Source organism: Schaalia georgiae DSM 6843, assembly GCF_000429245.1.
In the GTDB taxonomy this organism is placed as follows: Bacteria; Actinomycetota; Actinomycetes; order Actinomycetales; family Actinomycetaceae; genus Pauljensenia; species Pauljensenia georgiae.
In genome coordinates this window covers 1-22,264 of the sequence record NZ_AUBM01000009.1, presented here as the reverse complement: position 1 = coordinate 22,264, position 22,264 = coordinate 1, and the positions used below count along the sequence as shown (strand labels likewise).

16 protein-coding genes and 1 pseudogene are annotated in these 22,264 nt (G+C 67.9%); 13 read left to right on the top strand and 4 right to left on the bottom strand.

The window, feature by feature from the left end:
• Positions 1-778: 778 nt before the first annotated feature.
• The 4 genes from G447_RS0104605 (at position 779) to G447_RS0104590 (ending at position 5,424) form a co-directional block, all read left to right on the top strand.
• Positions 779-2,035, top strand: coding sequence for an ABC transporter substrate-binding protein (locus tag G447_RS0104605; RefSeq protein ID WP_005872843.1), 1,257 nt, complete (start codon positions 779-781; stop codon positions 2,033-2,035).
• A gap of 234 nt (positions 2,036-2,269) precedes the next feature.
• Positions 2,270-3,190, top strand: coding sequence for a carbohydrate ABC transporter permease (locus G447_RS0104600; RefSeq protein WP_026430218.1), 921 nt, complete (start codon positions 2,270-2,272; stop codon positions 3,188-3,190).
• Positions 3,183-4,040 (top strand): carbohydrate ABC transporter permease, encoded by an 858-nt coding sequence (locus G447_RS0104595; RefSeq protein WP_005871360.1) that lies wholly within the window; start codon positions 3,183-3,185, stop codon positions 4,038-4,040. The genes G447_RS0104600 and G447_RS0104595 overlap by 8 nt, the downstream gene beginning before the upstream one ends.
• A 1-nt stretch (position 4,041) precedes the next feature.
• Positions 4,042-5,424 carry an alpha-L-fucosidase gene (locus tag G447_RS0104590; protein WP_026430217.1) on the top strand — a complete coding sequence of 461 codons (1,383 nt, stop codon included), beginning with the start codon at positions 4,042-4,044 and terminating at the stop codon, positions 5,422-5,424.
• Between the two features lie 170 nt (positions 5,425-5,594).
• Here G447_RS0104590 and G447_RS0104585 read toward each other — a convergent pair whose 3' ends face one another.
• On the bottom strand, positions 5,595-6,911 hold the full coding sequence (locus G447_RS0104585; protein ID WP_026430216.1) for an ROK family transcriptional regulator: 1,317 nt from the start codon (positions 6,909-6,911) through the stop codon (positions 5,595-5,597).
• 237 nt (positions 6,912-7,148) lie between these two features.
• Between G447_RS0104585 and G447_RS0104580 the strand changes: the two genes are divergently transcribed.
• The 3 genes from G447_RS0104580 to G447_RS0104570 all read left to right on the top strand — a co-directional run bounded on the left by G447_RS0104580 (position 7,149) and on the right by G447_RS0104570 (position 11,534).
• Positions 7,149-8,171, top strand: coding sequence for a hypothetical protein (locus G447_RS0104580; protein ID WP_243442303.1), 1,023 nt, complete (start codon positions 7,149-7,151; stop codon positions 8,169-8,171).
• A gap of 729 nt (positions 8,172-8,900) precedes the next feature.
• Positions 8,901-10,082, top strand: coding sequence for a xylose isomerase (gene xylA / locus G447_RS0104575; RefSeq protein ID WP_026430214.1), 1,182 nt, complete (start codon positions 8,901-8,903; stop codon positions 10,080-10,082).
• 96 nt (positions 10,083-10,178) lie between these two features.
• Positions 10,179-11,534, top strand: coding sequence for a xylulokinase (locus G447_RS0104570; protein WP_026430213.1), 1,356 nt, complete (start codon positions 10,179-10,181; stop codon positions 11,532-11,534).
• 161 nt (positions 11,535-11,695) lie between these two features.
• On the opposite strand, the gene G447_RS0104565 is transcribed toward G447_RS0104570, so the two are convergent.
• From G447_RS0104565 to G447_RS11075, 3 genes are all read right to left on the bottom strand, one after another.
• A complete protein-coding gene (locus G447_RS0104565) occupies positions 11,696-12,898 on the bottom strand; it encodes a mannitol dehydrogenase family protein (protein ID WP_026430212.1) in 1,203 nt (400 codons plus the stop codon).
• A 1-nt stretch (position 12,899) separates the two neighbouring features.
• Positions 12,900-13,913, bottom strand: coding sequence for a carbohydrate kinase family protein (locus tag G447_RS0104560; RefSeq protein WP_026430211.1), 1,014 nt, complete (start codon positions 13,911-13,913; stop codon positions 12,900-12,902).
• A gap of 69 nt (positions 13,914-13,982) precedes the next feature.
• On the bottom strand, positions 13,983-15,263 hold the full coding sequence (locus tag G447_RS11075; RefSeq protein ID WP_051226249.1) for an ROK family transcriptional regulator: 1,281 nt from the start codon (positions 15,261-15,263) through the stop codon (positions 13,983-13,985).
• 178 nt (positions 15,264-15,441) lie between these two features.
• On the opposite strand from G447_RS11075, the gene G447_RS0104550 reads away from it, so the two are divergent.
• The 6 genes and pseudogenes from G447_RS0104550 to G447_RS12465 form a co-directional block, all read left to right on the top strand.
• A complete protein-coding gene (locus tag G447_RS0104550) occupies positions 15,442-16,473 on the top strand; it encodes a TIM barrel protein (protein ID WP_026430210.1) in 1,032 nt (343 codons plus the stop codon).
• A gap of 222 nt (positions 16,474-16,695) precedes the next feature.
• Entirely contained in the window at positions 16,696-17,820 is a 1,125-nt protein-coding gene (locus G447_RS0104545) for a substrate-binding domain-containing protein (protein WP_026430209.1), read from the top strand.
• Positions 17,821-17,883: 63 nt separating this feature from the next.
• Positions 17,884-19,425, top strand: a complete 1,542-nt coding sequence (locus G447_RS0104540; RefSeq protein WP_026430208.1) for a sugar ABC transporter ATP-binding protein — start codon at positions 17,884-17,886, stop codon at positions 19,423-19,425.
• Positions 19,426-19,438: 13 nt separating this feature from the next.
• Complete coding sequence (mmsB, locus tag G447_RS0104535) at positions 19,439-20,644, top strand: multiple monosaccharide ABC transporter permease (RefSeq protein ID WP_026430207.1); 1,206 nt, start codon at positions 19,439-19,441, stop codon at positions 20,642-20,644.
• A 494-nt stretch (positions 20,645-21,138) separates the two neighbouring features.
• Positions 21,139-21,645 carry a DUF6318 family protein gene (locus G447_RS0104530; RefSeq protein WP_026430206.1) on the top strand — a complete coding sequence of 169 codons (507 nt, stop codon included), beginning with the start codon at positions 21,139-21,141 and terminating at the stop codon, positions 21,643-21,645.
• A gap of 189 nt (positions 21,646-21,834) precedes the next feature.
• Positions 21,835-22,264, top strand: a pseudogene (locus G447_RS12465) (DUF6318 family protein); the annotation flags it as partial.

The following is a 22,264-nucleotide window of genomic DNA, read 5'->3' as shown; positions in this document are numbered from 1 at the left end:
ATAGCGATCGCCACGGGGTCAGGCGGTGGCGCGCTCCGTGCGGCGCGGCCCGCGCCCTTGAACACTGAGGGCGCGCAGGGTGTTCATCACCATCGGCGTAAAATGTTAAATGAGATGGGCGTAAAATGTTAGGTCGGTGTGTGGCAGGAGGCCCCCAGATCTCAGGCGCCTCGCGGAATAAGGCCGACCCAAGCCCGAATCGGTGCGGCTAAGTCGCTCTCAGCGGCCGGAACGAACGTCGGCACTCCGGCCTGGCCCAGAGTCCCAAGTCGCGTCTGCGAGTCCGCACCGGACCCGCCTCGTCCGGCGGTAGTGCCTGCGGTCAGCGCGTGAGGCGGGGGGAGGGGAGGGGTCCTCGGGACACCGTCGTCCGCTCCTTTCATACGTCTTGTAACTTCTAATTTTGACGAAATAGAAGTTGGTGGAAGTTGGGGCCCGCCCCGGCCCCGCTCCCGATCGGCACCATCGGACACTTCATATGATCTGTGCCATACTAAATGTGCGTTGATGGCACTGTTCGAGTTGGTACGTTCGGGGACCGTTGTTCCAGTGCTGATCAACGGTGACGTGAACCATTGGAATCCCATCGGGGAATATGTCCACAACGGATGAGAGAACGTCCGCCACAAAAGTCTGAATATCCTATTGTCATGACCTGGTAACACGTGCTACCTTCCAACAGTCACGTTCGACGACGAATCGCGGCCGACCAGGCGCCGGAGCACCACGATGCAGCCGGTGCCGAACCCGCTGCGTTCCCCCACGGAGAGGAACCACAATGCGTCCCCACACCCCGCGCTCCGCTCGAGCGGCCGCACTGGCCGCCGTCGCGCTGCTGGCGCCCCTCGCCATCACCGCCTGCTCCTCGGGAACCGCCCAGTCCGGCTCGGGCGGCGCCCAAACCACCCAGATGTACACGTGGGTCTCCACCGAGAACGACCGCGCCCAGTGGCAGGCGTTCGTCGATGCCGCCAAGGAGAAGGACCCCAACTTCACTCTCACCTTCGACGGCCCCTCCTTCAACGACTACTGGACCAAGGTGAAGACCCGCATGGTCGCCTCCGACGCGCCCTGCATCCTCACCACCCAGGCCGCCCGCGCCCAGGAGATCTCCGGCATCCTCGAGCCCCTCGACGAGTACATGAAGGAGGCCGGTATCCAGGCCAGCGACTACAACGCCGCCATGATGCAGGGCATGACCGTCGACGGCCATGTCCTGGCCCTGCCCTACGACGCCGAGCCCGACGTCCTCTTCTACAACAAGGCGTCCTTCAAAGCGGCGGGCCTGGAGGAACCCACCACCGCCTACACCACCGAGCAGTTCGTCAAGGACGCCAAGGCCCTCACCGGTGACGGCAAGTACGGCCTCGCCGTCAAGGCCTCCCTGATGGCCAACGCGGCCGGCGACTTCGCCATCGCCTTCGGCGGCGACGTCTCGCGCGACGGGAAGGTCACCATCACCGAGCAGAAGTTCGTCGACGGCATGCAATTCGCCTTCGACCTGGTCGCCAAGGAGGGCGTCGCCGCCGCCCCCAACGCCGCCGACGCCGACGGACCCTCACAGGGCGCCTTCCAGAACGGCACCGCCGCCATGATCGTCGACGGCCCCTGGATGTACGGCACCTTCGAGAAGTCCCTCGGCGAAGACCTCGGCGTCGCCGTCCTGCCCACGCCCACCGGCCAGCCCCGCGCCGTCATCCAGGGCTCCGGCTTCGGCATCTCCAAGAGCTGCCCCGACAAGAAGGCCGCCTTCAACGTCCTCAAGCAGCTGGTCACCCCCGAGGTCATCGGCTCGGTCGCCGAGAAGCAGGGGACCGTCCCCTCCATCGAATCCGCCATCGACAAGTGGGCGGCCAACAAGCCCGAGGGCAACGTCGCAGCCGTCAAAGCCCTCCTGGAGAACGGCACGCCCCTGGTGACCACCAACACGTGGAACCAGATCAACACCTCCTTCGAGCAGTACTCGCCCGAAGGGTACCGCGGAACACGCACAGCGGCCGACATCCTGGGCGACCTCGCCAAGACCGCCGGCTGACACCACACGACCAACGAGGCAGGGGGCCGGGCCGCGCCGACTCCGAACCACCGAGCGGCGGCCACCGGCCGCGCGGACCCGGGGCCCTGCTACCCGCGGGCCCCGCCGCGCCCCCCCGGGTGCGCCACCCGCGCACCACGAGCACTGGCCGCCCGGCCCTCCGGTTCCAGCGCCGCCCGGCCGCCGCACAAGCGCGACCCGGCCCCCGCCTCGTACCCCACAGTAAGGACAACAATGAGTACCGCTGCCGCTACTCAGGCACCACCGCAGCGCGCGCGCAAACGGGGCGACGGCCTCCGCGCGCTCGCCTACCTCGCCCCGGGGATGAGCGGCTTCCTGCTGTTCATCCTCATCCCCCTGGTCGCCTCCCTGGTCATCTCCTTCTTCGACTGGTCCCTCTTCGGCCAGGCGAAGTTCGTGGGAGCCGGCAACTACCAGCGCATGCTCAGTGGCGAGGACCCCGCCTTCTGGACGATCCTGCGCAACACCGTCATCTTCGCCATCAGCTACACGATCCTCAACCTGGTGATCTCGCTCGGGCTGTCCTACTGGCTCCAGCACCTGTCGGACTTCTGGTCCCGCCTGCTGCGCGTGATCTTCTTCATCCCCGTCGTCACACCCATGGCGGGCAACGCCCTCATCTGGAGGCTCCTGCTCGACGACCAGGGGGTCGTCAACTCCGCGCTCGGCAAAGCCGGCCTCGGCCCCGTGCCGTGGCTCAACCACCCGGTGCTCGCCATGGGCTCCCTGCTCATGATGAGCCTGTGGCAGGGCCTGGGCTACAACATCGTCGTCCTCACCGCCGGGCTCAACGGCCTCAACACCTCCGTGCTCGAGGCCGCCAAGATCGACGGCACCACCGGCTGGCAGCGCTTCTTCAAAGTCGTCTTCCCGATGATCTCCCCGACCGTGTTCTTCTGCACCATCATGACCGTCATCGGCGCCTTCAAAGTATTCGCCCAGCCCTACATGCTCACCAAGGGCGGCCCCGGCGAGGCCACCAACACCATCGTGCTCGCCCTGTACCGCAACGGCTTCTCCTTCGACAAGCTCGGGTACGCCTCGGCGATGGCCTGGATCCTCTTCGTCATCGTCATGGTCCTCACCGCCCTCCAATTCAGCCAGCAGAAGAAGTGGGTGAACTACGATGCCTGAGACTCCCTCCGCCAACCGCAAGCCGCTGTCCCGCAGGATCGGCCGGGTCGTGTCCGCGGTGGCCATGACCGTCATCGCCGTCGCCTTCCTCTTCCCCTTCGCGTGGATGATCGCGACCTCGCTCAAACCCACCACCGAGGTCTTCACCTCGGGCATCTCGCCCGTGGGCAGCGAAGTCGCCTGGTCGAACTACTCCTCGGCCCTCACCACCATCCCCTTCGGGCGCGTCATCCTCAACTCCTTCATCGTGTCCCTGGTGGGATCACTGCTGGTCATGACCGTGTCCGTCCTGTCCGCCTACGCCTTCGCGCGCCTGAAGTTCAAGTTCCGGGACCACCTCTTCCTGCTCTTCCTGGGCACGCTCGTGCTGCCCCAGGAGGTCCTCGTCATCCCCCTGTACATCGGGATGCAGCGCATGGGGCTCATCAACTCCTACTTCGCGCTCATCGTGCCCTTCGCCTTCGGGGCGTTCGGCGCCTTCCTGATCCGCCAGTTCCTCATGAGCCTGCCCCACGAGTTCGAAGAGGCCGCGCGCATCGACGGGTGCGGCGACTTCCAGATCCTCACCCGCATCCTGCTGCCGCTGCTCAAAGCCCCGATCCTGGTGGTCGGCGTCTTCGCCTTCATCGACTACTGGTCGACCTTCCTGTGGCCGCTCATCGCCATCAACGACCGCAATATGGCGACCATCCCCCTGGGCCTGCAGATGTTCTCCGGCGAGCGGGGGACCGACTGGGGGCCCATGATGGCCGCCGTCGCCATGACGACGATCCCTTCGATCATCATCGTCGTCTTCTTGCAGAAACAGCTGGAAAAAGGCGTCGCACTGGGCGCGTTCGGGGGCCGCTGACATGGACCCGCGACCCGCCCCCGCCCCGCGCGCCCGGACCTGGGAGGACCTGCGCCGCCCCACCCCGCAGTGGTACCGCGACGCCCCCCTGGGGTTCTTCGTCCACTGGGGCCCCTACTCGGTGCCCGCGTGGGCCGAAGACCACGGGGAGCTCGGCGCCGAGGACGACTGGAGGGCCTGGTTCACCCACAACTCCTACGCCGAGTGGTACTACAACACCATCCGCATCCCCGGCTCGCCCGCTGCCGAGCGCCATCGCAGCCTCTACGGATCCCTCGATTACGAGGCGTTCCTCGACATGTGGGACCCCAGCGCCTTCGACCCCGCCTCGTGGGCAGACCTGTTCAGGCGCGCAGGGGGGCACTACGCGGTGCTCACCACCAAGCACCACGATGGCGTCACCCTGTGGGACGCCCCCGGGACCGGCAGCCGCAACACCGTCCGGCGCGGGCCGAGGCGCGACCTCGTCGCCGGATTCGCCGACGCCGTGCGCGACGCGGGCCTGCGCGTGGGCCTGTACTACTCCGGGGGCCTCGACTGGCACTACCGGCCCCACCCGCCCATCCTCTCCGAGGAGGACTGCAAGGACGTGTGCCGCCCCAAGGACGCCGACTACGCGCGCTACTGCTACGAGCACGCCCGCGACCTCATCGACCGTTACCGCCCCGACGTCTTGTGGAACGACATCGATTGGCCCGACGAGGGCAAGGACTTCGGCGAGCACGGGCTGGGGCGCCTGCTGGAGCACTTCTACACCACACGCCCCGAGGGCGTCACCAACGACCGCTACGGCGGGGTCCACGCCGACTTCCTCACCTCCGAGTACCAGCACATGGGCGAGGCGGAGGGCGGCGCCGTGTGGGAGAACTGCCGGGGCGTTGGCCTGTCCTTCGGGTACAACCGCGCCGAGGGCCCCGACCAGTACCTCAGCGCAGCCGCCGCACTGCGCCACCTCATCGACGTGGTCTCCCGGGGCGGGCGCCTGCTGCTCAACGTCGGGCCCCGCGCCGACGGCTGCCTGCCGGACGGGCAGGTCCAGTGCCTCGAGGGCATGGCCGCGTGGATGGACCGCCACCGCGAGGAGCTGATCGCCACCGCCCCCCTCGGCCAGGTGGAGGTCCTCGACGCGGCGGAGGGCGCCTCGTCCGGGGCGCCCGACGGCCACTCCTCGGGGGCCGGGTGGGCGCGCGTCCTCGCCCGCACCGGCTGCGCCGCCCTCTTCGTCGACCCGTCGGTGCGCCGCGTCAGCGCGCTGCCCGCGGGCTACGACTGGGCGCGCGCCACCATGGCCGGAGGGCGCGCCTCCCACGACGGGCGCGGGGGCCTGGACATCGAAGCGCCCGCGGGGGACGCCCCACTGGTCGTCACCGCGCCCTCGGCGTGAGCGCGGGGCGGGCAGACGCGCCGGTCACCGTCATCGAGGCGGGGACTCGCGCGCGTCCCCGCCCGCCCCGAGCCTCCCCAGTGCTCGGATCCGCCTCATTGATCCCGCCTTGCGTGGCCCCAGGACGGGGCCCGCTCTGCGGACCCGCAGAAAGGCGGCGAACCGGGCCGCTAACGCAGCGCTGACTGATCAGGGCCCCCTGCGCGCGCACGCGGCCACTCGGCGCCGGGCTCCTCCTCCAACCAGGACAGGGGGTCGTCCACCAGGCGCTGCAGCACGCGCAGGGCCGCCCCGCGCGCCGTCAAAGACTTCGACGCGCCCCACACGCGAATCACGGGAGGCGCCCACGCCGCCTGCAGGACCCTGGCTTCAAGCTCCCTTCGGGCCGGTTCCACCAGTGCAGGCGCGAGGTCGGCGACCATTCCCCCCAGGACGACCACGGGGATGTCGGTGGCGTTGATGACTGCGGCCAGGCAGCGCCCCAGTGCGGCCCCCGCCTCGTCGAGCGCCGAGCGGGCCCGCTCCGAAACCGCCGCCTCGCGCAGTATGCCCGCTGCTCCCGCCCCCCGGTCCAGGCCCGCTCGCGAGGCGAGCGCGTACACGCCGAGGTAGGACTCCAAGCAACCACGCGCGCCGCACTGGCACATGGGGCCGTTCGGGTCGGCGCAGATGTGCCCGATCTCGCCCGACCACCCGCGTACCCCCCGCAACGGCCTGTGATCGACGACGATGCCGGAACCGACGCCGACCTCGCCCGACACGTAAATGAACGAGGGAGGGCCGGCGGGCACGCCCGGCACACTGTGCGCCACCGCGAACGCCGCCAGGTCCGCCTCGTTCGCCACGACCACGGGATCCAGGTAGGAGATGGGAGCCAGAAGCTCATCCAGTGGAATGTCCCGCCATCTCAAGTTGGGCGCCAGCGCCAACATGGTCGGCGACACCAGGCCCGGGATCCCCACGCCCGAACCTAGGAACAGCGCCCCGGGCGGCAAGCCCGCATCAACCACGCGGCGGGCTGCCCTGGATACCCTGCGCATCGTTCTGATGGGGTCGGAGCCGGCGAAATCCCCGCGGACGCGCTCGTGCGCCAGCACGTGCCCCGTCAAGTCCACCAACATGATGTCCAGCGCCGAAACGTTCGTCTCGATGCCCAAAGCCGTCACTCGTCCCGCCGTCGGGGTGAGGCGGTTCGCCGGGCGGCCTCGTCCTGAGTCGCCCACGGGGTCCAATTCTTCGACGAAACCGCGCCCGATCAGGTCATCCACCAAGCGCGAGATCGTCGCCCGCGTGATCCCCGTCGACGAGGAGATGGCCGCACGCGTGATCTCGCCCGGGTTGGCCAGGATCTGGCGGAGCACCAACGACAGGTTCGACGCTTTGAGGTTGGTCGCCTTCATTCCCTGTACAATTCGCTCCCCGCGCACCGCCTCGAAACACATGTGCCCGTTTCCTGACGAGGTGGGAGCGGCGGCGTGATCGGGCATGGCAACAGGCTACCGGTAAGTTCTTCGATAAGAAGGGACTGATGGGGGTGGGTAGTGCTGCGTCGGGCGGCGGCTGGAGTCGGCGGGGTGGTTGAGGGCGGCGCTGTGGGCTCGTCGCGTGGCAACGGCGTGTCGTCCCCAGGTGGGGCGGGTGCCGCGGAGTTGTCCACAGTCAGGGTTGTGGTTGTTGCGGGAGGGGAGTGCGCAGCGGAAGGTGGGTGCACGAGGGCGGCGGCAGTGAAGGAGCGCGACATGGACGTTGCGGGGATGCGGATGGTTCGATCCGCACTCGTGTTCGCAAGGGATCTGTCGGGGCGAGTTAGCATTTCCAGGCGAGCGGGTTCCGGGGAACTGCTGAGGATCTCCAGCGGCGTGTACCTGGAGGCCAAGGCCCTTGAGGGACTTGAACGGTGGCAACAGGCTGAGTTCATCTACTGCGCCAGGCTCCATGCGATTTGCGCGAAGCGCGGGAGTGCGGTCCTATGTGGGCAAAGCGCCGCTTTCGTCCACGGACTGCCTATGGTGGAGATGGGGGAGGTGGCCTGCTACTCGAGATCCGCCCACGGGCAATCCGTCATGCGGTTGCCAGCGGTGCGCATCCCGAACTCCCTCGTGGTCAAAGGGCTTGCCGTTCGCCCATCCAGATCGGCCCATGGCGGGCGCATCGCGGAGGCCGCTGGCCTGCGGGTGAGCGACCCGCTGGAAACCGCGCTGGAGTGCGCATTCGGAGAGCACGAGGAGACCGCATTCGTCCAAACAAGCTCTGCCCTCCACCTGTTCAGCGGATTCAGCCGGTTCAACGCCGATAGTCGTGACGGCGCTGAAAGGTTGCGCCTGCACCTGCTGGAGGGAATGGCGGCGCTGCCCCTGGTCCGGAAAATGCGGGCGAACGCCCGCTGGACCCTGGAGAACGCCGACCCCGGGTGCGAGTCCCCGGGCGAGTGCCGTGTGCTGTACGCCTTGAAGCGCGCGGGGCTGGAGGGTCTGCTCACTCAGGTGGAAGTGCCCACCCCTGGGGGTGTGTTCTTCATCGACATCGCCATTCCAGGACTGAGGATCGCTATCGAGTTCGACGGACGTGTGAAGTATAGAGCCTCCGTCCGTGAGGTCCATGAAACACTGGAAGCTGAGTCGCGGCGCCAGCGGCTACTGGAATTGGCGGGGTGGACGGTGATCCGCGTGCGGTGGGGTGATCTCAAACGGATTGACGAGATCATCGCGAGGGTGAGAATGGCGATCGCCGCGAGAAGAAGGCGGTGAAAGGGAGGAATGCCGCCCCGGGGCGGCCCTGATAGGTGCGTGCCGGTGCGCGGGTCCGGCGAGAACGGGGACTTTGCGCAGTCGGAGTGTCCGTTGCGCGCGTGTGCCGAAACGCGGGACAAAGGGCTCGGTGCTGGAGTCGAAGCGCGTTCAGACAATTGGAGGCGGGCGGAACGCGAATCGACTGCTCAACGACCGGGGTGTTCCAGCGACCGTGGTCCAAAAAGCGTCTGAGTCTCGGGTGGGAACGGGGGCTTGACGGCGAGTTGTTCCAAAAAGCGTCTGAGTCTCGGGAAAAATGGCGGATCCTGCCGAAATTGGGGTAACTCAGACGCATTTTGGACCAGTACGCTGCAACACCGCCTGGGAACTGCGAGACTCAGACGCATTTTGGACCATTTCGGCACGGTCAGCGCTGATGGAGTGGATCATCCTGGGTGTGGCGGAGGTTTTGATTCCGGGAGTCCCCAGTGGGTCCCGCACGGAGGCGTGGCGCTCGGTGGCCCACCGGCTACCGGTAAGTTCTTCGATAAGAAGGGACTGATGGGGGTGGGCGGTGCCGCGCCGGGGGCGGCGGCTGGAGTCGGCGGATGTGGGCGGGATCCCTTGACGGGGACCCTCTTCCCGGTTTAAGTTTAGTTCCGTAACAAAACAGTGACGGCCCCTCCCCGCGATCGCCCGGACGGGTCGGCTTCCTGTGAACACCGCCGTTCCCGAAAGGATATGCACATGACACGCCAGCCCCGCCCCGAGGACAAGTTCTCATTCGGCCTGTGGACCGTCGGCTGGAACGCCGTCGATCCCTTCGGAACCGCGACCAGGCCCGTCCTGGACCCTTGGGAGTACACCGCGAAACTCGCCGAACTGGGCGCATGGGGTATCACGTTCCACGACAACGACGTTTTCGACTTCGCGGCCACCGACGCTGAGCGCCACGACCGCGTCATGAAGGTCAAGGAGGCCGCGGACGCGGCGGGCATCGTCATCGAGATGGTCACCACCAACACTTTCACCCACCCGGTCTTCAAGGATGGCGGCCTGACCAACAACGACCGCTCCATCCGCCGCTTCGGCCTGCGCAAAGTCCTGCGCAACGTGGACCTGGCCGCCGAGCTCGGCGCGACCACCTTCGTCATGTGGGGCGGGCGCGAGGGTGCCGAATACGACTCCTCCAAGGACCTGAACGCCGCCTTCGACCGCTACAAGGAGGGCCTGGACACGGTCGCCGGCTATATCAAGTCCAAGGGCTACGATCTCAAGATCGGCTTGGAGCCCAAACCCAACGAGCCCCGTGGCGACATCTTCCTGCCCACCGTCGGCCACGCGCTGGCCCTCATCGCCGAACTGGACAACGGCGACGTCGTCGGCCTCAACCCCGAGACCGGGCACGAGCAGATGGCAGGCTTGAACTACACCCACGCCCTGGCGCAGGCCCTGAACGCCGGGAAGCTCTTCCACATCGACCTCAACGGCCAGTCCGGCCTCAAGTACGACCAGGACAAGGCCTTCGGGCACGGCGACCTGGTCAGCGCCTTCTTCACGGTCGACCTCATCGAGAACGGCTTCCCCTGCGGGGGACCCCGCTACGAGGGCCCCCGCCACTTCGACTACAAGCCCAGCCGCACCGAGGGCATGGAGGGCGTGTGGGAATCCGCTTCGGCGAACATGGAGATGTACATCCGCCTGGCCGAGAAGGCCAAGGCGTTCCGCGAGGACCCCGCCACGGTCGAGTTGCTCAAGGCGGCTTCTGTCTACGAGCTCGGCGAGCCGACCCTGGCCGAGGGCGAGTCCGTAGAGGACTTCCTGGCGGACACCAGCGTCTACGAGGACTTCGACGCCGACGCCAAGGGCGCCCGCGAGTACCACTTCGTGGAGCTCTACCAGCAGGCCATGCGCCACCTGATCGGCTGACACCGACGAGGCGGGGACCGGGTGCGGCGGGCGGTTCCGTCGCCGCCCGCCCCGGCCCCGCCAGCCCCAGCGAACCACGCGAATGAGGAGCACACCATGAGCACCCGCCCCTACGTGGCAGGCGTCGACACCTCCACCCAGTCCTGCAAGATCGTCGTCGTGGACCCCGCGACGAACAGGATCGTCCGCCAGGGGAGGGCCTGTCACCCCGATGGCACGGAAGTGGACCCCCAGGCGTGGTGGGACGCCTTCCTCGAGGCGGTCGACTCCGCCGGCGGTCTAGACGATGTGCGCGCGCTGTCGGTGGGCGGCCAGCAGCACGGCATGGTCGTGCTCGACGCGCAGGGCCGGGTGATCCGCCCGGCGCTTCTATGGAACGACACCCGCAGCGCCGCAGCCGCGCGCGACCTGATCCGCGCCAAGGGCTCGGACGGGCTCGACGGCGCCGACTCCGAGGGGGCTGCCTGGTGGGCCGGGGCCACGGGCTCCGTTCCCGTCGCCTCCCTCACCGTGACGAAACTGCGCTGGTTGGTTGACAACGAGCCGGAGAACGCGGCGAGGATCGCCGCCGTCTGCCTGCCCCACGACTACCTCACCTGGCGGATCGCGGGCGGTTTCGAGGCAGTGGGGCTCCGGGGCCTGGTGACCGACCGCTCCGATGCCTCGGGCACGGGCTATGTGGACCGCTCGGGCGACCAGTACCGCTGGGACATCCTGGCCGACGCCCTGCGCATCGACGAGGAGGCTGCCCGCCGGATCGTCCTGCCCCGCATCGCCGGGCCGTGGGAGTCCGTCGGCCACGGCGACCCGGCGCGCGGCTGGGACGCCATCGCGCTGGGTCCTGGAGCGGGGGACAACGCCGCGGCCGCCCTGGGCGTGGGTCTCAACCCCGGTGCGGCACTGCTCAGCCTGGGCACATCCGGGGTTGTTTCCGCCGTGTCGGACCATCCCGTGTCCGACCCCTCGGGGCTGGTCACGGGGTTCTGCGACGCCTCGGGCAACTGGCTGCCCCTGGCGTGCACGCTCAACGCCTCGCGGATCATCGACGCGATGGCGCGGGTCACCGGCTTGGACTACCAGGAGTTCGACGAGGCGGCGCTGGCCGTCCCGGACGCCGCCGGGCTGCGGCTGGTGCCCTACTTCGAGGGCGAGCGCACCCCGAACCTGCCCGACGCCACCGCCTCCCTGGAGGGCATGACGCTGGCGAACTCGGACCGCCAGCACGTCGCTCGGGCCACTGTCGACGGCCTGCTGGACCTCATGCGCTTCGCCCTGGACGCGATGCGCGCGCTGGGGGTCCCCGTCCGGCGGGTGCTCCTGGTCGGCGGCGGCGCCAAGTCCACCGCCGTGCGGGCACTGGCCCCGCAAGCGCTCGGCGCTGCCGTCGAGGTGCCCGAGCCGGGAGAATACGTCGCCCTGGGAGCTGCCAAACAGGCCGCCGGCCTGCGCTGAACGGGGCGCCGAACACAATTGAATACCACTGCACACAACTGAATACCACTGCACACCGCAGGGGCGCGGACCACAATGGCGTGGTCCGCGCCCCTGTTGTTCCCCACGTCAGACACAGGGACGCAGGAGGCGCCGGTGGCCCGGTAACGCCGCCCGGGGGCTCACGCGACCGTCCCCCGCAAGGGCGAGGCGTCGATCAGCGCTTGCTGCCCCTCCCAGTCCAGGCCGTGGGCCAGGGAGTCGAATTGGAGGCCGAACAGGTCCCTGGCGGGCCCGCCCTCCCGGAAGAGACGCGCGTCGATGTGGGCGAGGGCGCGCGCCTCGTCCCACCCGTCCTCCCCGGCGAGGCGGCGGGCGCCGACTGCGAGTGCCAGCGAGAGGTACTCGATGGGGGTGCCGGCCCGGCGGGCGAGGGCGTAGGCCCTGATGAAGCGGTCGTCGGCACCGAGTTTGCGCTCCGGATCGCGCCCGACCCTCTCCACGGTGTCTTCCAGTGCGCGGTTGGCGAACCGGGCCAGCAGGTCATCGACGTGCAGTCCCAGGGCGCCGATGCCAGCTCCGTAGACGACGGACAGCGCCAGTGCCGACTCCATCATCGCGGCGCGGACGATGGAGTGGACCCGGGGTTCGGCGATCGCCTCCCAGATGAACGCCGAGCCCAGCAACTCCCCCAGGTAGGCGCAGGCGCAGTGCCCCATGTTGTGGATGAGCAGTTTGCGGTCGGTGTAGAAGGAGAAGGGGATGTCCCTGACGGGGAAGAGCCCCTGGACGCGGGGCTCGGGGGCGGTGAGCCCCGTCGCGTCGTAGGGGAGGATCCGGTAGGGCTCGGCGCGCACCAGCGTCGAGGGTTGGCCGGGTGCGGGCGGCGTTGTGGGGATCATGCGCCCGATCGAGGTCTCGGCGAGCCCGACATCGGATTCGAGCTTCGCGTGGGCGGAGGCGGGCAGGGCATCGCGGAGCGCGCGGCGGAAGACTGCTGAGGCGTCGTGGAGGTTCTCGCACAGGAGGATGTCGAGCGCCCCGCGCCCCGCGGCCCATCTGGCCCGGAGGGCATGGGCGAGCGTTGGCGCGACGGCGGCGAGCACGCGGGCCCCGACGGAGGTGGTGACCAGGTCGGCGTCCGCCACCAGGGCGTCGACGGCGGGCTGGTCGGTGGAGTAGGCGGCGGTGATGCGCGTGACGACTCGCCGGAGGGCACCCGAGTTCGACACGGTCTCGTGGATGTAGGAGCGGTCTTCGCCCAGTCTTTCAACCAGGTGGGGGTCGATGTCGAGGAAGGCCACATCCCATCCGGCGGCGCTGAAGAGCTCGCCTATGAAACCGCGTCCGACGTTACCAGCCCCGAAGGCGACGAGGAGCGGCATGTCAGACCTCCGCCAGTTCGGTGGCCAGGGGTTGGCGCAGGAGTTTCTTCCCCACCACCTCGGAGGCGAAGCGGATGGCCTGGTGGGGGCGGGCCCGGCGCGTGAGCGCCACGAGGAACGCGGCTTTGAAGGTGTCGCCGGCGCCATTGGAGTCGAGGGGCTGGTCCGTCTGCCGCTCGACGAGGATGGCGGGGTCCCAGATGGACTGACCGGCCCACTGGTCGGCGTCGATGCCCGTCAGGCGCGCGAGCCGGCCGAGCGAGTGGGCGTCGGAGGTGGCCAGGTAGGCGCCGTTCTTCCCCGCGGTGATGAGGACCGTTGCGGCGCCCTGGGCGATGAAGGCGCGCGCCCGCTCCTCGATCCGCGCCCGGTCGAAAGCGGGGTCGACTCCGGGCAGGCAGGAGGCGATGTCATCCCACGAGGGGCAGAACACGTCGGCGTGGGGGAGCACCCGGGCGAAGAGGAGGTCCCAGTCGATTGCCCGCAGGGGAGAGTTGCGCGCCAGGTAGGCCAGGTCGAGGGAGGTGGCGCCGTCCTGGGCGTGGGCGCGCTCGAAGAGGTCCACGATGGGCTGCCCGGAGTCGGCGCACATCGCCGGGCACAGGGTGGGGTAGCCGAAGTGCAGGATCGAGCGGGGCCGCAGAGTCGCCTCGCCGCGGTACTCGTCGTTCGCGCCGGTGTGGTGCCAGAAGGAGCGGTCCTCCCCGGGGACGCACACGACGACCGAGTACGAGGTGGCGGCGGTGGGGTGGACGATGAGCTCGACGTGCCCGGGGTGGGCGTTCTCGAGGCGCCTCCTGCTGATGAGGCCGAGGTCGTCGTCGCCGACCATGCCGGAGAGGAAGACTTCGGTGCCGAGTTGTCCGATGGCGCGCGCGCAGTTCGAGATCGTGCCCCCCATGCGCACCTCGATGGGCCCTACTTCGGTGAGCTCACCGGGGACGATGACCTCGCGGGAGCGCAGTCGGGGGGTCAAGTCGACGCAGACGTGCCCTGCGACCTGGATAGAGACCACGGTGTACCTCCTGGTTCGCAATTTATGTTCGATTGTAGAGCGTAAATAGCGAACCGGGTAGGGGCTTTCCTAATCTGTTTTGCGTTGGGCGCTATTCGGGGCCGGAGTGGTCTCGTGCCGGTCGATCCACGCGGCGGGCTGGGCGATCGTGGTGTTGAGGACCTCCAGCGCCCCGCCGGTGCATGCGGGGAGCACCGTGATGGGGCAGGCCTCGAGCACGATCCCCCTGCGGGCGTGGCCGAGGACGCGCGCCCGCACTTCCTGGGTGATCGTCGGTGTGAGCCAGGGCAGCAGTACGCCCAGGGACGTGCCGAACACGATCCGGGGGATGTCGAGGAGGTTCACGGCGATCGCGATGGCGATGCCCAGGGCCTCGCCCGCCGCCTCGACGGCCGCGGTCGCGCGCTCGTCGCCGTCGGACAAGAGCGCGGCGAGGGCGTCGACGGGCGCATCGGGGGCGAGGCCGGCGGCGCGGCGCAGGGCGTTCTGGCCCGCGTAGGCCTCGAGGCAGCCGCGCGATCCGCATCTGCACGCCAGCCCGTCGGCGTGGACCGTGGTGTGCCCGACCTCGCCGGTCCAGCCGTGGGCGCCGCGGAGGGGCACGCCGTGGTCCACGATGGCGCCTCCCACCCCCACGTCGCCGAAGATGTACATGAAAGCGCCGTCGGTCAGCAGTTTGCCTGGGCGCTGGAAGGCGGCCGTGAGGCTTTGGAGGTCGCCGTCGTTGCGCGTGAGGGTGGGAATGCCCAGCGCCTCCCACTCCCGCCCGAGCATCGCCAGGGGGTCGAGGTCCGACCAGCCCAGGTTGGGGGCCACCAGGAGGCGCTGGTCGTGGGCGTTGAGCAGGCCGGGTATGGCCAGGCGGGCGCCGATGACCTCCGTGCCGGTCGCGCGCAGGTTCGTTGCCATCGCGGCCGCGGACCTGCCGAGCAGGCGCAGGGTCCCCGCCGGATCGGACTCCACGTCGGCGCTGTCGAGGCGGAACTCCGCCAGGGTGTTCCCGCTGAGGTCGAGTGCCCTGCCCGCGACGAAGTGGACGTTGACCTCGAGCCCCAGTGCCGCGATCGTCCTGGCGGCCGGGGCGATCGGCGTCCCCGGGCGCCCCCGACCGGTGGCGCCGCCCGGGTCCTGCTCGTGGGCGAAGCCGGAGTCGAGGAGATCCTGGATGAGGCGGGAGACGGTCGCGCGCCCGAGTCCGGTCGCCGAGGCGAGGGCGGCGCGGGTGGGGGGCGCGTCGGCGGCGTAGATGGTGCGGCTGAGCAGTGCCAGGTTCTGGTGGCGCACGTTGGCATGGCCAACGGCTCCTCCGCCGGCGAATCCGTAGTCGAGGGGGGAACGCAGGGGTGCCATGGGAACGAGGTTAGTTCATGAACAATATGACTGTGCGAAAATCAGTTGACACACTCTTCATCGCTGTTATAGTTTCGGCGTAGAACATTATTAGGTGTTCGTCTCAACCGCCAACCGTCACGCCCCGAAGGACACGCAGCGCCGCGTTCCGGGGCGGCGGAGTGAGGAAACAATACAGATGACCAGGTTCAAGTACACGGTCGGACCGTGGAACGTCGCCGAGGGGGCCGACGTCTACGGACCGCCCACCCGACAGTCGCCCACCATGCGCGACAAGGTCGAGCGTTTCGCGGAGATGGGGTTCGCGGCCATCCAGTTCCACGACGACGACGCGGTGCCCGACATCGCCTCGAAGTCCGTCGAGCAGATCAAGGACGAGGCCCACGAGTTGCGCGCCCTCCTCGACTCCCTGGGCGTGGGCTGTGAGTTCGTCGCCCCACGTCTCTGGTTCGATCCCGCCTTCAAGGACGGTGCCTACACCGCCCCGAAGAAGGAGAACTGGGAGCGCGCCATGTGGAGGACCGAGCGCTCCATCGACATCGCGAACATCCTCGGGGCCGACCTCATCGTCCTGTGGCTGGCGCGCGAGGGAACACTGTGCATGGAGTCGAAGCCGCCGGTCGCCATGATCCGGCAACTCGTCCGGTCCCTCGACCGGATGCTGGCCTACGACGACCGCATCCGTATCGCCATCGAACCCAAGCCGAACGAGCCGATCGACCGGTCGTACGCCGGGACCGCTGGCCACGCGATCGCCCTGGGGGATATGACGGCCGACCCGTCGCGCTGCGGCATCCTGGTCGAATCCGCCCACTCGGTCCTAGCTGGGCTGGACCCCACCCACGACATGGCCTTCGGCCTCGCGGCCAAGAAACTGTTCTCGGTCCACCTCAACGACCAGAACGGCATGAAATTCGACCAGGACAAGATCTTCGGCTCCGAATCGCTGCGATCGGCCTTCAACCAGATCAAGCTCCTAGTGGACAACGACTACGGGTCCAACGGCGAGTACATCGGGCTCGATGTGAAGGCAATGCGCTCAACGGGCGACCGCTTCGGCTTCAAACACCTGGAGAACTCCCTGCGCGTCGTGCGGTTGATGGAGGACAAGGCCGCCCTCTACGACCAGTCCATCGTCGACGCCCACATCGCCGAGGACGACTACGAGGGGCTCGAGATGTACATCCTCGAGCTGCTCCTCGGGGTCTGAAACGGCCAACCGGCCCATCCCCTCGCAAAGGCGGACGCCACCCCAGGAGGCACCACTACCGGAACACGTCGCGGACGCGCGCGGACGCGGCGGACGCCACCACCCGCACGACGAAACCGCAACCGTGCGCGCGGGCCCCATGGCACCACATTCGCGCGCACATCCCACCACCAACGGCGGCGGCCACGGACCGCCGCGGCAACGATGCCAGGAGGGCACACCATGAAACTCATCAGACTATTCGCAGCGACCGCCACGTGCGCCATTGCCCTCGCCGGACTCGGGGCGTGCAGCTCCGAGCGCGGGGGCGCCGGCACAGGGGGCGCGGGAGGAGCCAGCGCCTCGGACACGCTCGTGGGTATCGCGATGCCCACGAAGTCCCTGGAGCGGTGGAACCGCGACGGCTCCCACCTGGAGGAGATCCTCAAGGGGAAGGGGTACCAGACGTCCCTGCAGTACGCGGACAACAAGGTCGATCAGCAGATCACCCAGATCGAGAACATGATCACCCAGGGGGCCAAAATCCTCGTCGTCGCCTCGATCGACGGCACCGCCCTGGGGCCGGTCCTGCAGAAGGCGGCCAACGCGGGCATCAAGGTCATCGCCTACGACCGCCTCATCAACGCCACTGAGAACGTCGACTACTACGTGACCTTCGACAACTACAAGGTCGGCCAGTTGCAGGGCGGGTACATCAAGGAGCAGGTGGCGTCCATGACTCCGCCCGTCTACCTGGAGCCTTTCGCGGGGTCGCCCGACGACAACAACGCGAAGTACTTCTTCTCCGGGGCGTGGGACATCCTGCTCCCGCTCGTGGAGGACGGCACGCTCCAGGTCCGGTCGGGCAAAGCCCCCAAGACCAACGACGAATGGCAGTCCATTGGAATCCTCGGATGGAGCTCGGACGACGCGCAGGCCGAGATGGAGAACCGCATCAACTCCTTCTACTCCGACGGCACCACAGTGGACGTCGTCCTGTCGCCCAACGACTCGCTGGCCCTCGGCATCGCGCAGGCGCTCGAGGGCTCCGGCTACACGCCGGGATCCGACTACCCCCTGCTCACCGGCCAGGACTGCGACAAGGCGAACATCAAGAACGTGATCGCCGGGAAGCAGGCGATGGACGTGTTGAAGAACACCGAGCTCGAGGCGGAGCAGACCGCGTTGATGATCGACCAGATCATGTCCGGCCAGCAGGTCGACATCAATGACACCACCACATACGACAACGGCGTGAAGGTGGTCCCCACCTACCTGCTGACGCCCCAGACCGTCACGAAGGACACCGTGAAAGAGGTCCTCGTGGACTCGGGCTACTACACGGCGTCGGACATCGGACTCGAGTGAATCAATGACCCTGCGGTGCGCCGGGGCACACTCCCCGGCGCACCCCGAGGTTGGGAGAATCCCATGACAGAGCAACCACCGTCCGCCGTCATACTGAAGATGGAGGACATATCCAAGACCTTCCCGGGAGTCAAAGCGCTCTCGCACGTGACATTCGATGTCCGGGAGAACGAGATCCACGCGATCTGCGGGGAGAACGGCGCCGGAAAATCAACCCTCATGAAGGTACTCTCCGGCGTCCACCCCTACGGCTCCTACGGGGGCAAGATCCTCCTCGATGGACACGAGGCCACCTACCGCTCCGTGAAGGACTCCGAGAAGGACGGCATCGTCGTCATCCAGCAGGAGCTGGCGCTCTCGCCCCACCTGTCGATAGCGGAGAACATCTTCCTCGGCAACGAGCGCGCCACCCGCGGCATCATCGACTGGGACCGCACCAACGCCGAGGCCAAGAAGCTCATGGCGGAGGTCGGACTCGACGAGTCGCCCTCGACGAAGATCAGCGACATCGGCGTCGGCAAACAACAACTCGTCGAGATCGCCAAGGCGCTCGGCAAGGAGGTGCGCGTCCTCATCCTGGACGAGCCCACGGCCGCCCTCAACGACGATGACTCCCAGAAGCTGCTCGACCTGATCGTCGGGCTCAAGCGGAGCGGGATCTCGTGCGTCATCATCTCGCACAAGCTGTCGGAGATCCGGGCGATCGCCGACCGCGTCACCGTCATCCGCGACGGGCAGACCATCAGGACCCACGACGTGCGCGCCGGCGGGGAGATCACGGAGGACGCCCTCATCCACGACATGGTCGGACGCGCGATGGAGAACCGGTTCCCCGACCACGAGCCGCACATCGGCGACGAGGTCCTCCGCGTGGAGAACTGGTCTGTTGTCAACCCGATCACCGGCCGCCGGGCCCTGCACGACGTGTCCTTCACGGTCAAGGCCGGGGAGATCGTTGGGATCGCGGGCCTCATGGGAGCGGGCCGGACCGAGCTGGCGATGAGCGTCTTCGGGCGCTCATGGGGCCGATACGAGTCCGGGGACCTCTACCTGCGGGGTGAGCGGATCGAGGTGACGTCAGTGAAAGCGGCCATCAAGGCGGGGATCGCCTACGCCTCGGAGGACCGGAAGCGCTACGGGCTCAACCTGATCGCCTCGATCAAGCACAACGTGACGTCGGCGTCGATGGACCGCGTCTCCACGGCGGGCGTCATCTCCGACATCACGGAGTACCAGCTGGCCGAGGCGCAACGGGCGAAGACCCGCACGAAAGCGCGCTCCGTGGATGTTGCGGTCGCGACCCTGTCCGGGGGGAACCAGCAGAAGGTCGTGCTGTCGAAGTGGCTGCTCACAGAGCCGGATGTGCTCATCCTGGACGAGCCGACGCGCGGCATCGACATCGGCGCGAAGTACGAGATCTACACCCTCATCAACGAGTTGGCCGACGCGGGCAAAGCCGTCGTGGTCATCTCTTCGGAACTGGTGGAGCTGCTGGGCCTGTGCGACCGCATCTACACCCTGAGCTACGGGCGCATCACCGGCGAGGTGGAGCGCGCGGACGCCACCCAAGAAATCCTCATGTCCCACATGATGCAAGAGAGCTGAAGGAGTCTCTGCCGTGAGCACACAAACCGCAGAAGCCGCGGCCCCGTCCGAGAGGACCTCGTGGCTGAAAAGAATCGATCTGGGCCAGTACGGGATCACGTTGGCGCTGGTCGCGGTCGTCGTATTCTTCGAGGTGATGACCGGCGGGACGCTGCTTCGTAGCAACAACGTCGCATCCCTTATCCAGCAGAACGCCTACGTCATCATCATGGCGATCGGTATGCTGATGATCATCATCGCCGGCCACATCGACTTGTCCGTCGGATCCCTCATCGCCTTCATCGGCGGCGTCCTGGGGATCGCGATGGCGCAATGGAACCTGCCGTGGGGCCTGGCCGTCGTGCTGGCTCTCGCGATCGGCGTGGCCGTGGGAGCGTGGCAGGGCTTCTGGGTGGCGTTCGTGGGCATCCCCGGATTCATCGTGACCCTGGCCGGAATGCTCCTGTTCCGTGGCCTGGCGATCGTCATCGTCCCCCAGACGATCGCGCCCCTCCCCTCCGGGTTCGTCCAGATCGCCAACGCGGGCATCCTGGGGTGGTTCGCCTACATCGGCGTCTACGACGTCTTCACCATCGTCCTCGGCGTCGTCCTGGCCGCCGTGTTCGCAGTGTCGCAGCTGCGCAGGCGGGCCTCCCTGGTCAAGCACGGCCTCGTCGTCGAACCCCTGTGGCTGGCCATTGCGAAAATGGTGGGGGTTGGCGTGTTCGTCATCGCCTTCGCCTTCATCCTGGCGGGCTCCGCCATCGGCCTGCCCTTCGTCCTCGTGATCTGTGCGGTCCTGGTGCTGGTCTACGCCTTCGTCCTCAACAAGACGACCTTCGGACGCTACATCTACGCCGTGGGCGGCAACCGCGAGGCGGCGAAACTGTCGGGCATCTCCGTGCGGTCCATCAACTTCTGGATCTTCGTCAATATGGGGTTCCTGGCTGCCGTCGGCGCCATCGTCACGACATCCCGCGCGGGCGCGGCGGTGTCCGCGGCCGGCCAGAACTACGAGTTGGATGTCATCGCGGCCTGCTTCATCGGTGGCGCCGCCGTGTGGGGCGGCATCGGGCGGATATCGGGCACCATCATTGGCGCGCTCTTCATGGGCGTGCTCAATATGGGGCTGTCGATCATGACGGTTGATTCCGCGTGGCAGCAGGCCATCAAGGGCCTGGTGCTGGTCATCGCCATCGCTTTCGACCAGCTCAACAAGGCGCGTAGCGCGGACGGTTAGCGGCGGCGCTGCGCTGCTGGCGGTGCGCCCGTCACGGGCCCGGGGACGAGGCGGTGGCTGTTCCCCGGGCCCTTCCGCGCCAGTGGTTCGGCGCCCCCATCCGGGCACTCCACCGGCCCGCCGGGCGCCGAGGCGGGGAGCACGGTGCCACCGGAAGTCCTTGTGCTGTGGGTTCAGGTGTTCGGAACGGCGGATGCTGCGTGTGATTCTGCGGACCTGATCGTGCCCTGGTGTGTGGGGTGGTTGTGCGCAGGTCGTGGTGGGGGTCTGGTGTTGGGGGTGTGTGGGGCGTTACCATCGGAGATGAGTGAAGCGGGCCGCTGTGGTGGTTCGAGGTTCGTCACGAGGATGTGGTGTTGGTGGGAGTGTTGCCTGGTGTTGGGCGTTGCCCTGGTGGGCGTCGTCGGTTGGGCGGCGCGTGGTGGGTCGTGTTGGCGCTGTGTGTGTTGGGGGTGTCGGCGTGCTCGGGTGGTGGGGGTGTTGGGGGGCTGGTGATGAGTGGGGATTATTACGTGCAGTCGGATGGGTCGTTGCGGCGGCCCGGTGGTGTGGGGGAGTTCCCGGTGCCGGATCCTCTGGTGGGTGAGTACTCGGATGCGGGGGCCGAGGCGATGGCCTCGTATTATTTCGAGACGGTGGCGTACGCGTGGAATGTGGGGGATCCGCGCGCGTTCATGGACATGGTGGGCACTGGGTGCCAGGCGTGCGAGGACACGGCGGTGCGCATAAGGGAGGCTTACGCCGATGGCGGGTGGGCCGCCAAGGCGAGGGCATCGGACTTCCAAGTATCCGCGCCAGCGCAGGTTGACGACCGACAGGCCTATGGGGATGAGACGTACGCGGTGGATGTGTCCTTCAGTGAGCGCACGCCGGATGTGTACACAAATGGGGGCTTGGTGCCCGGGGTTGAGCGCGTGCGTGGGGCGCGGGTGCTGGTGGCCTGGGATGGTTACTTCTGGCGCGTTGCGGAGGTCGAGGGCCAACCGCAGGAGGAATCATGACCATCAACAGTGGCGGTCGGGGGTTCGGTAGTGGGGGTCTTCGCCCCGTCTCTTCCAGTGGTGGGATGCGATGGTTATCCACAGACCACGGTGGGGGTCTGGTGCTGGGGGTGTGTGGGGCGTTACCATCGAAGGTGAGTGAAGCGGGCCACTAGTGTGGGTCGTTCTTGGCACGAGGATGTGGTTCCAGTGGGAGCAGATGATGCCGCCTTGCCCGATGGTGGGCGCGGGCGGGCTGACGAGGCGGGCGCCGGCGCGGTTGCCAGTGCCTCTGGGTCCGGGCGCGAGAACACCACCGCCGCGCCGGGTGGCACGCCAAGCATCAGGAGGGGCAGCGGTCTGCCCGCCGATGGCGCCTCCACCGACGGCCGGTCGGCTGACGGTGACCGGTCGGCTGACGATCCGGTCGGCGGGTTGCCCACTGATAGTCCTGTCGACGGCCTGCCCGACGACGGCCTCGCCGATGATGATCTACCCACTGACGATCCTGTCGATGACTTGCCCGACGACGGGCCCGCCGAAGATGGTGGTGGGATGTCGCCTGTGGTGCGTGAGTACGTGGAGGGGTTGCGTCGTGAGGCTTTGGCTCGGGACGCGCAGTTGCGGGCGCAAGGCATCG